Genomic DNA, 14,791 nt, shown 5'->3' with positions numbered 1-14,791 from the left:
GCGGACAAGCAGGACACTGAAAACAAAGGCGAATGCCCTGATCGGGTAGTCCAAAGGACTTTGCGATCAGGACACTAGCGGGGCGGCGCCCCTCAGTCGGCGGCGACCTCGACCACCGCCCGCAGCCCCAGCGTCGCGGCCAGCGACTCGACCCGCCGCTGCACCGCGTCGCCGGCGAAGACGCCGGCCCCCTCCACCAGGCGCAGGACCAGCCGCTCCTTCTCCACGGCCAACCTGGCGCCGGAGAGCAGAGAGGGCGTGCCGCCGGAGAGGGTATAGGCAAGCCGCAGCCCCTCCCCCAGCATCTCGGCGCGGCGCAGCGCGATGCTGTCGAGCAGGGTGCGGGCGGCCGCGAGCCAGGGTGCGTCCAGCTCCGGCTCGTAGCGCAGCGCCACCACCAGGGCGAGGAAAGCGCGCTCATGGTGGTCGAGCCCGATGCCGGGCTGGCGCAGCACGCGCAGGAAGCTCTGCTCGGCACGGTAGTCCGGGTGGTCATGGCTGCCGATGTCGGAGAGCCAGCAGGCCGCCTTGCGCAGCGCCGCCTCGGTGCGGCTCTCTTCGGGGAAGAGTGGCGCCGTCCAGGCGACGAGCGCGGCCGGCAGGGCGGTGTCGCGGCCGTAGCGCCCGGCCATCTCGCGGCCGGCGGAGAGCAGCGGGTCCTCCCGCCGCACCCTCTCGGGAAGCTGGCGGGCGTACCAGCCCTCGCGCAGCCCGTTGGCGCTGAACACCACGCGGCGGGCGCCGGTGGCGCGCAGCAGCCGGCGCAGGGCCACGGCGGCGAAGGGCAGGTCCTGCAGCCGCTTGGCAGGGGCGCCGGGCAGCCGCTCCAGGGTGCGGCGCGTCGCCGCCATGATGAGGCCGCAGAGGTCGCGCGCCTCCTCGCGCCGCAGCACATAGTGGTGCACGATGGAGAGCGGATAGGCCGTCTGCGCGATGTGAATCTTGGCCAGGGCGCGCCAGGCGCCGCCGACGAGATAGAGGTCGCGGTCCTTGCCATGCGCCAGCCAGGGCAGCTTCGCAAGCTCCTCCTCGGCGATGGCGCGGGCGCGGCCGACCTCGCCACCGGCACGGTCAGCGAGCCGGATCGCACCCAGCGGCAGGGAGGCAATGGCGCCGGTGCGGCCATGGCTCAGCTCAACCAGTTCCAGCGAGCCGCCGCCGAGGTCGCCCAGGATGCCGTCCGCCTGCGAGAAGCCCAGCAGCACCCCTTCCGCCGAGAGCGCCGCCTCCTCCTCACCTTCCAGGATGCGGATCGGCACGCCGGGCAGGCGCTCGGCGAGGGCGGCCGCGAAGGCGGGACCGTTCTCGGCGTCCCTCACGGCGGCGGTGGCCAACACCTCCAGCGGCGCGGCGCCCATGCCGCGCGCGACCGCATAGTAGCGCTCCATCACCGTCAGCGCCTGCGGCACCGCCGCATCGTTGAGCCGTCCCGTGTTCTGCAGCCCGCGGCCGAGGCCGAGCACCGCCTTCTCGTTGAAGATGGCGAGCGGGTTGCGCCCCCACCCCTCGAAGACGACGAGGCGGACCGAGTTGGAGCCGAGGTCAACGATGCCCGCGCGCGGCGGGTGGCTCAGGCCGGCATCGGCGGGCGCAACGTGAAGATCCAAGCGAAAGGCCCTCGGTTGTCAGTCCTGGGTGACGCGGTCCTGCCGCCGCCGCGCCGCCGCGGCCCGGCCCGCCACGCGGTGCAACGCGCTGCCACGGCCGGAAAGGGACGGGTTGGTCATGAAATACTCGTGCGCCGAAACGGGTTGCGCGCCGGGGCGCAGGCGGCGCCAGCCGCCATCCGGTCGCAACTGCCAGGACTGGACCGTGTCCTTCAGGTTCACCACCATGATCTGGTCGAGGATCTGGGCGTGCACCGTCGGGTTCTCGACCGGCACCATGGTCTCCACCCGCCAGTCCATGTTGCGGGCCATCCAGTCGGCCGAGGAGATGAAGACCCGTGCCCGGCGCGAGGGCAGGCGGTGCCCGTTGCCGAAGACCGAGATGCGCGAATGCTCCAGGAAGCGCCCGACGATCGACTTCACGCGAATGTTGGAGGAGAGGCCGGGCACGCCGGGCCGCAGGCAGCAGATGCCACGCACGATGCAGTCGATCTTCACGCCCGCCTCGCTGGCGCGGTAGAGCGCGTCGATCAGCGCCTCGTCCACCAGCGAGTTCATCTTGAGCCAGATGCCGGCCGGCTTGCCCTCCCGCGCGAAGGCGATCTCCTGCTCGATCAGTCCGAGCAGCGCCGGGCGGATGGTCAGCGGCGAGAAGGCCAGCCGCTCCATCGCCTCCGGCCGGGCATAGCCGGTCATGTAGTTGAACAGCTTCTGCGCGTCCCGCGTCAGCGCCGGGTCAGCGGTGAAGAAGCTGAGGTCCGTGTAGATGCGCGCGGTGATCGGATGGTAGTTGCCGGTGCCGAAATGCGCGTAGGAGCGCAGCGTGCCACTCTCGCGCCGCACCACCAGCGAGACCTTGGCATGGGTCTTCAGGTCCACGAAGCCGAACACCACCTGCACGCCCGCCGCCTCCAGTTCGCGGGCGAGCGCGATGTTGCGCTCCTCGTCGAAGCGCGCCTTCAGCTCCACCATGGCGGTGACAGACTTGCCGAGCTCCGCCGCCTCGATCAGTGCGCGCGCGATCGAGCTGTCGCGGCTGGTGCGATAGAGCGTCTGCTTGATCGCCACCACGCTCGGGTCGCGCGCCGCCTGCCGCACGAACTGCACCACGACATCGAAGGACTCGTAGGGATGGTGGACGACGATGTCCTTGGCGCGGATGGCGGCGAAGCAGTCGCCGCCGAAGTCGAGGATGCGCTCGGGGAAGCGTGGCGTATAGGGGGTGAACAGCAGGTCCGGCCGGTCGTCCACCAGGAGTTGCTTCAGGTCGGCGAGGCCAAGCAGCCCGTCCACCATGAAGATCTCGGCGCGCGGCGCGTCCAGCTCCTCGACCACGAAGTCCACCAGGTCGGGCGCCATATTGGCCTCGACCGAGAGCTGGATGGCGCGGCCGCGGCGGCGGCGCTTCAGGGCGCTCTCATAGGAGCGCACCAGGTCCTCCGCCTCCTCCTCGAACTCCACGTCGGTGTCGCGGATCAGCCGGAACATGCCCTGCGCGGCGTTGATGTAGCCGGGGAAGAGGCGCGGCAGGAACAGGGTGACCACATCCTCCAGCCGCACGAAGCGGATCGGGCCGGTGCCGGGGGTGATCTGCGGCGCGTCCTCGGCGGCGGGCAGGCGGATGAAGCGCTCCACCTGCGAGGGGAGCGGCAACAGGGCGCGCATGGTGCCGCCATCCTCCTCCCGCACCAGCTTCAGCACCATGCAGATGGCGAGATTGCTGATGAAGGGGAAAGGATGCGCCGGGTCCACCGCCAGCGGCGTCAGCACGGGGAAGATGCGTTCCAGGAAATAGCTCTCCAGCCAGCCCTCCTCGGCCTCGGAGAGGTCCTCGACCGTGCAGACGCCAATGCCGGCCTCCCGCAGCTGCTCGCGCAGGTTGCGCCAGGTGGCCTGCTGCTCCTCCGTCAGCGCAGCGGCGCGGGCATGGATGGCGATAAGCTGCTGCCCCGGCGTCAGCCCGTCCGGCGAGGCGGCGGCAACGCCCGCACGCTCCTGCCCCACCAGCCCGGCGACGCGCACGGAATAGAACTCGTCCAGGTTGGAGGCCGAAATCGCCACGAAGCGCAGCCGCTCCAGCAGCGGGTGGCTCGGGTTGGTCGCCTCCTCAAGCACCCGGGCGTTGAAGTCGAGCCAGGACAGCTCGCGGTTGATGAAGCGCTCCGGCGCATTCACCGCAATGCTCGGGGCATGCTCCTGCGCCGCATGTTCGCGGGCCTGGCCGGTGGTGTCGAGGGCGTCCATATCAGCAGCCTACAGCAAGGCGGGCGCGGAGGGCGAGCCGCCGTCCAGCGCATCCATGGAAACGTCATCAAAGCCGCGGAAGCCCGGCCAGTCGGCCAGGGCAGCGCGGGCCAGGCCGCGCGTCACGGCGCCGCCGGCGGCCAGCGCGGCGCGGTCGAGCCGGGCGGCGGCGGCGGCGATGGCGGCGGCCTCGCGCGGCAGCCGGGCCAGCAACCATTCCTGCACCGCGTCGGGCACCCGGAGCTGGCGTTCGGCGAAGTGGCGAGCCAGCAGCGTCGCCAGCAACGCCTCCGAGGGCTCGGCGATGCCAACGGCGGCGGTGGCCCGCAACCGGCTGGCGAGGTCGGGCAGCGCGACGTTCCAGCGCGCCGGCGGGCTGCGCCCGGCCAGCAGCAGCGGCAGGCCCTGTGCCGCGCAGGCATTGATCAGGTGGAACAGCGCCGCCTCGTCGGCGATGGCGTCGGCATCGTCCAGTGCGGTGGGCGCCGGCTCCGGCACGCCGCGCAGCGCGGGACCGGAGAGCAGCCGCCAGCCCCGCGCCCCGGCCTGAAGCTGCAGCAGGTGCGACTTGCCGACGCCGGGCGGCCCGAACAGCGCCAGCCGCCCGACCGGCCAGGCCTCCACCCGCGCCAGCCAGGCCTGCGCCTCCGCATTGGAGCGGTCGGGCAGCACCGGCCCGCGGAAGACGGGCGGCAGGTCGAGCGGCAAGGCGAGCTGGCGGGTCGGGGCGGGTTCGATGGCGGCCATCAGGAACCGGTGCGGGGCGGGTCGAGGTAGAGCGGGCTCTCCAGGTAGCGCCGCAGCCAGTAGCGCGCCAGCACGCCCAGCGCCGCGGCCATCGGCACCGCCAGCAGCACGCCGAGGAAGCCGAAGGCCACGCCTCCGGCAAAGAGGGCGAAAATCACCCAGACCGCGTGCAGTTCCACCCGGTCCCCCAGCAGGCGGGGATAAATGATGTAGCCCTCCACCACCTGGCCGGTGACGAAGACCGCCGCCACCAGCCCCACCCCGTTCCAGGTGCCGAACTGGCCGACCGCCAGCAGCAGCGCCGTGCCGAGGCCGGTCATCGAGCCGACATAGGGAATGAAGGAGAGCACCCCCGAGGTCAGCCCCACGATCAGCCCGAGCTCCAGCCCGACCGCCGAGAGGGCGACCGCGTAGTACACGGCCAGCAGCGCGCAGCAGAGGAGCTGGCCGCGCAGCCAGGCGGAGAGCACGCGGTCGGTGTCCTTCGCCAGTTGCCGCAGCGTGGCGGCGGAGCGGCGGGGCAGCCAGCTCTCGATCCGCAGCATGATCGCCCGCCAGTCGCGCAGCAGGTAGAAGGCCACCACCGGCGTCACCACCACCAGGGTGAAGACGTTGAACAGCGCGTAGCCACCGCCGATCAGCCGCGTCGCCGCGGTGCCGAGGAAAGACAGGATGGCGCCGATCTGGCTGACCGCGAGATCCCGCAGGCGGGTGTTCAGCATCTCCGGCCCGACGCGCTGCTCCAGCGCCTGCAGCGCCTCCTGCACCGCGCTGCCGACGCCGGCGATGTAGCTCGGCAGCCGGGCCAGCAGCGTGCCCACCTGGGAGATGATCAGCGGATAGAGCAGCAGCAGCGCGATCAGCGCCAGCGCCATCAGGGTGGTGATCAGCAGCAGGGCGGCGAGGCCGCGCGGCAGGCCGAGGCGGTTCAGCCGGCTCGCCAGCGGGTCGAGGAAGTAGGCGATGCAGCCTGCCAGCACGAAGGGTGTGAGGATCGCGGAGAACAGCCAGAGCAGGGACAGCGCCGCGGCCAACAGCCCGAGCACCAGCGCCAGGCGCTGCCCGCGCGTGGCGGTGCGCGGGCCTGGGCTGGGCGGTGGCGGCGGCAGGCGAGGCTCCCGCACGCGGGAGGCGGGCGGCGGCGGCAGGGCGGGCGGCGGGCTGGACTTCACGGCGCCCCCTCCCGCTGCAGCAGCCGCACCGCGTAGGCGAGTCCGGACAGCACCGTGGTCGTGGCCACAACCCAGATCATCAGGGGCAGCCAGGGCTCGGTCGGCAGCCGGAAGCCGCTGAGCAGCAGGGCCAGCCCCGCCAGCACAATCTGCGTCAGGGTGTTCAGCTTGGAGACGAGGAGCGGCTGCATGCGCGGCGGCGTGCCGAGCAGGTTGAGCAGCATGACGCCGCCCATGATCAGCACGTCCCGGAACACCACCAGCATGGCGAGCCAGTCCGGCAGCACCCCCACCAGTGCCAGGGTGACATAGGTGCAGACCAGCAGCGCCTTGTCGGCCAGGGGGTCCAGCAGTGCGCCGAGCGCCGAGCGCGCGTTCAGGCGGCGCGCCAGCCATCCATCGAGGGCATCGGAAATGCCGGCCCCGGCGAAGACATAGAAGGCGGCGTCCAGCCGGCCGTGCAGGATCAGCCACACGGTGGCCGGCACGGCACAGAGCCGTGCCAGGGTGATGGCATTGGGCAGGGTGAAGGCCCCGCTCCGCCCCTCCCCCGGCAAGGGAGCGTCAGAACCGGCCGGCAAGGCCGATTTGCCACGGTCCGCCGGCGCCCCCGCCTGCCTGCGGCGCAGCAGGCGGCGCCGCCCCGAACGGCACCGGCGGCGCCAGCCGGCCGGGCGTGGCGGCCGGCGCGCGGGCCGGCACGAAGACCGCAAGGCCGCCCGACGGCAGGGTCTGCGCGGCCACCTCGGGGCCATGGCGCAGGCCGAGCCGGAGCCGGGCGCCATCCACCGCAATGGCCTGGATCTCCACCGAGGCGATCTCGGGATTGCTGTAGAGCCGGCGGCGCAGTTCGAGCCACTCGCGCAGCCCCGCATAGCGCGCGGAGGCCTCGATATAGCCGGCAGGGGCGGCGCTCGGCATCACTGGAGGGGCGGCGTCGCCGCCTGGCACGGGCATGGCCCCGGCGGCGCCCGCCACGGAGCGCCCGGCCGCGCCGGGCAGCCGGTTCGGGTTGAAGTTCACCGTCAGGCGGCCGCTGTAGCCGGTGCGGCTGGTGCGCTCCTCCTCGACGATGATGCTGCTCACCATCTGGTCGATTTGCGAATCGCTCAACCCGGTCGGCAGGCCGAGGTCGCCCGCCATGCGCTGGTAGGCGAGCCGCTGCGCCGAGGCGATCGCCTTGGTGCGCGCGATCACCGCGTTCTCCGCCGTCGCCTCCGCCGGCACGCCGCGCTGCGTATAGGGGTTGGCCGAGGCTTCAGCGCCGCTCGCCTCCGTCGCGGGCGGCAAAGCCTGGGCGACAGCCGGCACCGCACCGGGCCCGATCAGCCCGCCGACGACAATGGTTGCGGCGAAGCGCCGAAAATGTTGCATTCCGCCCCCTTGGATGCCCGGCACAGTGATCTCTCCTTCCGGGCCTTTGCGCATAGCCGATCGGGCCCCCTGATGACCAGTCTCACCTACCGCGACGCCGGCGTTGACATCGAAACCGGTGACGCCCTTGTCGATGCCATCAAGCCGCTGGCGCGCGCCACCGACCGCGCCGGGACCATGGGCTCCCTCGGCGGCTTCGGCGCGCTCTTCGACCTGAAGGCCGCCGGCTACACCGATCCCGTGCTGGTCTCCTCGACCGACGGGGTCGGCACCAAGCTGCGGCTGGCCATCGACACCGACATGCATGACGCCGTGGGCATCGACCTGGTTGCCATGTGCGTGAACGACCTCGTGGTGCAGGGCGCCGAACCGCTCTTCTTCCTGGACTACTTCGCCACCGGAAAGTTGCAGCTCGACCAGGCGCGCGCCGTCATCGGCGGCATCGCCGAGGGCTGCCGGCAGGCCGGCTGCGCCCTGGTCGGCGGCGAGACCGCCGAGATGCCGGGCATGTACGCCAAGGACGACTACGACCTCGCCGGCTTCTCCGTCGGCGCCGCCGAGCGCGACGGGCTGCTGCCGAAGCCCGATGTGGCGGCGGGTGACGTGGTGCTCGGCCTCGCCGCCTCCGGCGTGCACTCGAACGGCTTCTCGCTGGTCCGGCGCATCCTGGCGGCGACCAACCAGGGCGTCGGCAGCCCGGCGCCCTTCGCCGCTGGCCAGACGCTCGGCCAGGCGCTGCTGGCGCCGACGCGGATCTACGTGAAGTCCGTCCTCGCCCTGCACAAGGCGGGACTGCTGAAGGCGGCGGCGCACATCACCGGCGGCGGCCTGCCGGGCAACCTGCCGCGCGTGCTGCCGAAGGGGATGGTCGCGGTGCTGGACGCCACCGCCTGGACCCTGCCGCCGGTCTTCGCCTGGCTGGCGCGCAACGGCAACGTGGCGCCGGAGGAGATGCTGCGCGTCTTCAACTGCGGCATCGGCATGTGCCTGGTGGTGAAGCCGGAGAACGCCGAGGCCGCCAGCGAGATGCTGCGGCAGCAGGGCGAGACGGTGTTCCGCATCGGCGCCATCGAGGCCGGCGCCGAGGGCGCGGCGCCCGAGGTGCGGGTGGAGAAGCTCGCGCCGAACTGGCCGGCGGCATGAGCCAGCGGCGGCGCACCGCCATCCTGATCTCCGGGCGGGGCAGCAACATGGCCGCCCTGCTCGCCGCCGCCGCCGACCCGGCCTACCCCGCGGAGATCGCGCTGGTGCTGTCCAACCGCGCCGACGCGGCCGGGCTGGCCCGGGCCGCCGAGGCCGGCATCCCGACGGTGGTGGTGGAATCCCGCCGCTTCGGCAAGGACCGCGCCGGCTTCGAGGCCGCCATGGAGGCGGAGCTGGCGGCGCATGGCATCGGCCTGATCGCGCTCGCCGGCTTCATGCGCGTGCTGACCGAGGGCTTCACCCGGCGCTGGAGCGGGCGGATGCTGAACATCCACCCCTCCCTCCTCCCCGCTTTCCCTGGCCTCGACACCCATGCCCACGCCCTCGCGGCGGGAGTGCGGCTGCATGGCTGCACCGTTCATCTGGTGACGCCGGGCGTGGATGAGGGCCCGATCGTGGCCCAGGCAGCGGTGCCCGTGCTGGCCGGCGACACGGAGGAGACGCTGGCCCACAGGGTGCTGGCCGAGGAGCACCGCCTCTACCCGGCCGCACTCGGCTGGCTGGCCAGCGGGCGGCTCCGGCTGCAGGAGGGCCGCGCGGTGGTGGACCCGGCCCCCGGCCCCAGCGGCGAAAGCCTGCGCAACCCGGGCTGAGCCCGGCGACCCGGATCACGCGTCTGTCATCGCCCCGCGATTGACAGCGCGGCCCGGACCGAGAACGTTCTCTCCCACCAGACAACAAGGCCGCCAAACAGGCCATCGGAGGGAACGCATGCGTCTTCGCAGGGCGGCGCGGAATGCCGTCTAGGCCACCGCCTCGCATCACCATCAAGGACCTGGCGCGCGACCTGGGCATGTCGGTCGCCACCGTGGCGCGCGCCTTCCACAGCGGCGGCACCATCGCCGAGGCGACGCGGCAGACCGTCCTGAAGCGCGCGGGCGAGCTGGGCTACCAGCCCAATGCCCTGGCCCGCGGCATGATCACGCGGCGCACGCGGATCGTCGGCGTGGTGCTCGCCGACCTGGAGAACCCCTTCTATCCCCAGGTGCTCACACGCCTGACCGAGGCGCTGCAAGAAGCCGGCTTCAACGTCATGCTGGTGGTGGCGGAGCCCTCCGGCTCGGTGGATGCGGCGCTGCGGCTGCTGCTCTCCTACCGGCCGGAATACGCCATCGTGCTCGCCACCACCCTGGCCACGGACGCCGTCGCCGCCTGCCGCGCCGCCGGCACGCCGCTGCTGTTCTTCAACCGTGCCCCCGCCGGGGAGGAGGCCTGCGCCGTGGTCTGCGACAACGCCGCCGGCGCCGCGGCAATGGCCGACCATCTGGTGGCCAGTGGCGCGCGCCGCCTCGCCTTCCTTTCCGGCCGGCCCGACACGTCGACCAATGCCGAGCGCCGCGCCGGCTTCCTCGAACGCTGCGCCGCGCATGGCCTGCCCAGCCCGCAGGAGGCGCCGGCCGGCGCCTTCACCTATGCCGCCGGCTATGCCGCCGCGCAGCGCCTGCTGGCTGGCCCGGAACGGCCGGAGGCGCTGTTCTGCGCCAACGACATCCTGGCCATCGGCGCCCTGCAGGCGGCGCGGCGCGAGTTCGGCCTGCGCATCCCGCAGGACCTCGCCATCGCCGGCTTTGACGACATCGCCATGGCCGCCTGGCCGGAGCACGACCTGACGACGCTGCACCAGCCCATTCCCGCGATGGTCGAGGTCGCCACGGGCTGGGTCTCCCGCGCCGCCGCCGGCGAGGCACCACCGCGTGGCACCCTTCGCCTGCCCGGCACGCTGGTGGTGCGTGGCACCACCCGGCCCGGCGCTGCTTCCTGCCCCACCCCAGCCCTGGAGAACCAAGCATGACACCGCATACCCTGAACACCGTCGCCATTGTCGGCGCGGGGCTGGTGGGCTCCGGCTGGGCGCTGGTCTTCGCGCGCGGCGGCGCCACCGTGCGCGCCTTCGACGCCGATCCGGCACTGCGCGCCCGCATGCCCGGCCGCATCCGCGCCATGCTGGAGGACATGCGCGGCGCCGGGCTGGTGGATTCGGTCGATGAGGCGCTGGCCCGCATCACCGTCTGCGAGGCGCTGGAGGAGGCCGTCGGCCCCGCCGACTACGTGCAGGAATCCGTGCTGGAGCGCGTCGAGGTGAAGCGGGACGTCTGCGCCGGCATCGACGCCGCGATGCGGCCGGAGGCGATCGTCGGCTCCTCCTCCTCCGGCATCCCGGCCTCGGCCTTCACCGCCGGGCTGAAGAACCGGTCGCGCTTCCTGGTGGCGCATCCGGTGAACCCGCCGCATCTGGTGCCGCTGGTCGAGCTGGTGCCGGCGCCCTGGACCGATCCGGACATCCTGCCGGTGCTGCGTGCCGCCATGGAGGGCTGGGGCCAGGCGCCGATCGTGGTGAACGGCGAGATCGAGGGCTTCATCCTCAACCGGCTGCAAGGCGCGCTGCTGAACGAGGCGTGGGCGCTCTACGAGGCCGGGCTGGCCAGCGCCGCCGACATCGACCGCACCGTCTCACACGGGCTCGGCCTGCGCTGGGCCTTCATGGGCCCCTTCGAGACCATCGACCTGAACGCGCCCGGCGGCATCGCCGACTATTCGGCCCGGCTGGCGCCGCTCTACCACAGCATCGCGCTCTCCCGGAAAGACCCGCAGCCCTGGTCGGCCGAGGCTATCGCCCGTGCCGAGCAGGAGCGCCGCAAGGTGCTTCCCGCCGATCAGCTCGAAGCCCGCACCGACTGGCGCAACCGGCGCCTGATGGCGCTGGTGAAGCACCTGCGCAGCCAGCCGGACTGAGCCCGCGCCTTCCCCTCCACGCTTCCCACCCGCCCCGGTCCGCACCGCGGGAGCGGCGTGCCACAACGACTGACAGTACAAGGAGCGTCCCTTGCTAGGCACAATCGCCATCGTCCTCTCGCTCGCGGGACTGATGTTTTTCGCCTATCGTGGCTGGAACGTCCTCGTTCTGGCGCCGATCATGGCCGCCTTCGCCGTGCTGCTGGCGCAGGGCGGGCCGCTGCTCGCCACCTACACGCAGATCTTCATGAGCAGCCTTGGCAGGTATGTCGTGCTGTTCTTCCCGATCTTCATGCTTGGCGCGATCTTCGGGAAGCTGATGGCGGACAGCGGCTCCTCCACCACCATCGCGCACACCATCGTGCAGCGACTCGGCGCCCGCCACGCCATCGCGGCGGTGACGCTGGCCTGCGGCGTGCTGACCTATGGCGGCGTCTCGCTCTTCGTCGTGGCCTTCGCCATCTACCCGATCGCCGCCGCGCTGTTCCGCGAGGCCGGTGTGCCGAAGCGCCTGATCGCCGCCGCCATTGCGCTCGGCTCCTTCACCTTCACCATGACGGCCTTCCCCGGCACGCCGGCGATCCAGAACGCCATCCCCACGCGCTTCTTCGGCACCACCACCTTCGCCGCGCCGGGCCTTGGCATCATCGCCGGCTGCATCATGCTGTTCGGCGGCCTGGCCTGGCTGCAGGCCCGCGCCCGCCGCGCCCAGGCGGCCGGCGAAGGCTATGGCGTGCATGAGGAGAACCTGCCGGAATTCGAGGATAGCGGCCGCCCCGGCTTCGCCCTGGCGATGCTGCCGATCGTCACGGTGATCGGCCTCAATGCGCTGTTCTCGCTTGTCATCTTCCCGGAGATGGAGCTCGCCTACCTGTCCGAGCAGGTCTACGGCAATGTCGCGCCCTCGGCAGTGATCGGCACCTGGGCGCTGATCGTGGCGCTGGTCGGCGCCATCCTGAGCGTGCTGCTGTTGCAGCGCCGCTATCTCCGCAGCCCGCAGAAGACGCTCAACGAGGGCACGATGGGCTCGCTGCTACCGATCTTCAACACGGCCAGCGAGGTGGGCTATGGCGCTGTCATCGCCTCCCTGGCTGCCTTCACCGTGGTGCGGGATGCGGTGGTCTCCATCGCGCCGGGCACGCCCGCCATCTCGCTGGCCATTGCGGTGAACGCACTGGCGGGCATCACCGGATCGGCCTCGGGCGGCCTCTCGATCGCGCTGGACACGCTCGGCAGCACCTACATGGCGCGCGCGGCGGAGCTGGGCATCAACCCGGAGCTGCTGCACCGCATCGCCACCCTCTCCTCGGGCGGCTTCGACTCGCTGCCCCATAACGGCGCGGTGATCTCGCTGCTGACCATCACCGGCCTCACGCACCGCACCTCCTACGGCGACATCTTCATGGTGAACCTGGTGATCCCGGTGCTGGCGCTGATTACCGTCATCGTGCTGGGAAGCACCTTTGGCAGCTTCTAAGAAGGTACCGGGGGCGCGGCTCGCGCGCCCCCTCAGGCCAGCCTGATGCCGGCGAGGAAGCTGGCGACCTCGTGGTTGAGTGTCTCGGACTGGCGCGAAACGTCATTCGCCGCCGTCAGCACGTCCTGGGCGGCATGCCCCGTCGCGCCCACCACCTGCGAGACGCCGTGGATATGCCGCGTCACTTCCTGGGTCCCGGCGGCCGCCTGCTGCACGTTGCGGGCGATCTCCTGCGTCGCCGCCCCCTGCTGCTCCACCGCCGCGGCGATGGCGCCGGCAATCTGGCTCACCTCGTCGATCACCCCGGCGATGCTCTGAATCGCCTGCACCGCCTCACCTGTCGCAGTCTGGATCTGCGCGATCTGGCTGCCGATCTCCTCGGTCGCCTTGGCGGTCTGCGAGGCCAGCGTCTTCACCTCCGAGGCGACCACGGCGAAACCTTTGCCGGCCTCGCCCGCCCGCGCCGCCTCGATCGTCGCGTTCAGCGCCAGCAGGTTGGTCTGCCCGGCGATGCTGCTGATCAGCCCGACCACATCACCGATGCGCTGGGCGGCGCCGGCAAGGGCCCGCACCGTGGCGTCGGTATGCTGCGCGCCCTCCGCCGCACGCCGCGCCACGGCGTTGGAGTGCTGCACCTGCCGCGCGATCTCGACCACCGAGGCGGAAAGCTCATCCGCCGCCGCGGCGACGGTCTGCACATTGGTGCTGGCCTGTGTGGCGGCGGCAGCGACGGCGCCGGCCTGCTCGCCGGCCTGGCTGGCGCTGCCGCTCATCGAGCGCGCCGTGGCCTGCAGTTCGGTGGCGGCCGAGGCCAGCGCATCGGCGAGCTGCTGCGCCTTCGCCTCGAAGCCCTGCGCCAGCGCGTCCATCCGGGCGCCGCGCGCCACCTTGGCCTCCTGCTCGGCACGCTGGGCAGCGGAAAGGCGGTCGGCCTCCATCATGCCCTGTTTGAAGACCTGCAGGGCGTCGGCCATGGCGCCGATTTCGTCGTGGCGTTCCTGGCCGCCCACCTCGGCCGAGAAGTCACGGGTGGCGAGCCGCCGCATCACGGCTGTCATGGCCACAACGGGGCGCACCACGCGCCTGGCCACGACCAGCAGGGCGGTGGCGCCGACGGCCAGCGCCAGAACCAGGCTGAGCAGGTTCAGCAGACTGCCGGTCAGGGCCTGGGCGGAGGCTCCGGCGGCGAGCTGCGCAGCCTCCTTGCCGGCGGCGGTGGCGAGCGCGCGCGTCGCCTCGATGGTCGCCGTGGCTTCCTGCCACCATTCCGCGCCGGCGACCGGATAGGGTCTGCCCGCCGTGCCCGCCGCATAGATCGCGGCGCGGAGCTGCTGGAAAGGCCCGGCGAGGCGGGCGCGCACCGCCTCGGTGGCAGCGGCGGTCTCAGGGCTGACATCGCCGGTGGCGACCGCGGCGGCGAGCATCGTCGAAGCGGTCTCCACCCGGCCGCGATAGGTGGCAAGCTCCTCCAGCCGTGTGGGCGTGATCGCCTCGCCGCTGGCGAGGATGCCGGCGAGCACACCGCGCTCGCGGCCCAGGAACTCGCTGGCCAACCAGACGAAGTGCTTGAAGGCGTTCAGCTGCGCGAGCCGCGCCTCCATCTCATGGCTCCGCGTCTCCTGCGCCAGCCGCAGCTCCTGCGAGATCTCGATCAATGTTTGCATGCCCTGCCACCAGGCCGCCGGCAGCGCCGCATCCCGTTCCGCGCGCGGGCGCGCCGTCGCCGCATCGGCGCGGCCGCGCAGCCGGCCGATCTCCGCCTGGGCGGCGGCGAGCCTGCCGAGGAGATCGCGGACCGCGGCGCCGCGGTCCCGCCCGGCCGCCTGCAGCCGCGCCAGGGCCTGGGCCAGCGCGGCATCGGCCTCGGCGCGCCGGGCCTGCAGCCCCTTGCGCTGCTCCTCGGAGGCGGGCCCCGACGCACCAAGCGCCATGGCCGTTCCACCGCGCTCCTGCGCCCAGGCGCCGGCGGCGGTGAGGAAGAGATCGGTCACCTCATTGGCCTCGTCGGCGGCCAGCGCCGCCTGCCGCGAGGAGAAGGCCGTTCGTACGCCCAGCGCAGCCTGGACGGCCGCGAGAAAGGCAAGGATGCCAATGGCCCCGTAAAGGATATGGCGGAGAGTCAGGCGCTCAAGCATCGAAGGACCCCGGGGCCCCAGGGGGGCCTGTCAGCGGCTCTGAAAACAGGGCTTTTTTGCGCTCAGGACCTTACTATTTGCTCTCCGTTGCGACGCAGG

The 14,791-nt window shown here is 72.1% G+C and carries 12 protein-coding genes; 5 read left to right on the top strand and 7 right to left on the bottom strand.

What is annotated here, in order from left to right; genetic code table 11:
* Positions 1-92: 92 nt before the first annotated feature.
* Genes QMO56_RS10925 through QMO56_RS10900 form a run of 6 tightly spaced genes read right to left on the bottom strand, consistent with a single transcriptional unit; the run spans position 93 to position 7,144 of the window.
* The gene (locus QMO56_RS10925) at positions 93-1,607 is read right to left on the bottom strand and encodes a Ppx/GppA family phosphatase (protein ID WP_283525656.1); all 1,515 of its coding nucleotides are present in this window, start codon (positions 1,605-1,607) and stop codon (positions 93-95) included.
* Positions 1,608-1,625: 18 nt separating this feature from the next.
* Positions 1,626-3,851 carry an RNA degradosome polyphosphate kinase gene (locus QMO56_RS10920; protein WP_283525654.1) on the bottom strand — a complete coding sequence of 742 codons (2,226 nt, stop codon included), beginning with the start codon at positions 3,849-3,851 and terminating at the stop codon, positions 1,626-1,628.
* A gap of 9 nt (positions 3,852-3,860) precedes the next feature.
* Complete coding sequence (locus tag QMO56_RS10915; protein ID WP_283525652.1) at positions 3,861-4,598, bottom strand: HdaA/DnaA family protein; 738 nt, start codon at positions 4,596-4,598, stop codon at positions 3,861-3,863.
* Complete coding sequence (locus tag QMO56_RS10910; RefSeq protein ID WP_283525650.1) at positions 4,598-5,770, bottom strand: AI-2E family transporter; 1,173 nt, start codon at positions 5,768-5,770, stop codon at positions 4,598-4,600. Before QMO56_RS10910 ends, QMO56_RS10915 begins: the two co-directional genes overlap by 1 nt.
* On the bottom strand, positions 5,767-6,351 hold the full coding sequence (locus tag QMO56_RS10905) for a CDP-alcohol phosphatidyltransferase family protein (RefSeq protein WP_283525648.1): 585 nt from the start codon (positions 6,349-6,351) through the stop codon (positions 5,767-5,769). The genes QMO56_RS10910 and QMO56_RS10905 overlap by 4 nt, the downstream gene beginning before the upstream one ends.
* Entirely contained in the window at positions 6,335-7,144 is an 810-nt protein-coding gene (locus QMO56_RS10900; protein ID WP_283525647.1) for a hypothetical protein, read from the bottom strand. Before QMO56_RS10900 ends, QMO56_RS10905 begins: the two co-directional genes overlap by 17 nt.
* Positions 7,145-7,216: 72 nt before the next feature.
* On the opposite strand from QMO56_RS10900, the gene purM reads away from it, so the two are divergent.
* The 5 genes from purM (at position 7,217) to QMO56_RS10875 (ending at position 12,557) form a co-directional block, all read left to right on the top strand.
* Entirely contained in the window at positions 7,217-8,287 is a 1,071-nt protein-coding gene (purM, locus tag QMO56_RS10895; RefSeq protein WP_283525645.1) for a phosphoribosylformylglycinamidine cyclo-ligase, read from the top strand.
* Entirely contained in the window at positions 8,284-8,940 is a 657-nt protein-coding gene (purN, locus tag QMO56_RS10890; protein WP_283525644.1) for a phosphoribosylglycinamide formyltransferase, read from the top strand. Before purM ends, purN begins: the two co-directional genes overlap by 4 nt.
* A 143-nt stretch (positions 8,941-9,083) precedes the next feature.
* Positions 9,084-10,139 (top strand): LacI family DNA-binding transcriptional regulator, encoded by a 1,056-nt coding sequence (locus QMO56_RS10885; RefSeq protein ID WP_283525642.1) that lies wholly within the window; start codon positions 9,084-9,086, stop codon positions 10,137-10,139.
* Positions 10,136-11,080 (top strand): 3-hydroxyacyl-CoA dehydrogenase, encoded by a 945-nt coding sequence (locus QMO56_RS10880; protein WP_283525640.1) that lies wholly within the window; start codon positions 10,136-10,138, stop codon positions 11,078-11,080. Before QMO56_RS10885 ends, QMO56_RS10880 begins: the two co-directional genes overlap by 4 nt.
* A gap of 91 nt (positions 11,081-11,171) precedes the next feature.
* Positions 11,172-12,557 (top strand): GntP family permease, encoded by a 1,386-nt coding sequence (locus QMO56_RS10875; RefSeq protein ID WP_283525639.1) that lies wholly within the window; start codon positions 11,172-11,174, stop codon positions 12,555-12,557.
* 32 nt (positions 12,558-12,589) lie between these two features.
* On the opposite strand, the gene QMO56_RS10870 is transcribed toward QMO56_RS10875, so the two are convergent.
* Entirely contained in the window at positions 12,590-14,692 is a 2,103-nt protein-coding gene (locus QMO56_RS10870) for a methyl-accepting chemotaxis protein (protein WP_283525638.1), read from the bottom strand.
* Positions 14,693-14,791: the final 99 nt, after the last annotated feature.

The sequence above is a fragment of the Roseomonas sp. E05 genome, assembly GCF_030063475.1.
Taxonomy (GTDB): domain Bacteria; phylum Pseudomonadota; class Alphaproteobacteria; order Acetobacterales; family Acetobacteraceae; genus Pseudoroseomonas.
The sequence above is the reverse complement of the archived record's forward strand: the minus strand, read 5'-3'. Positions and strand labels throughout refer to the sequence as shown.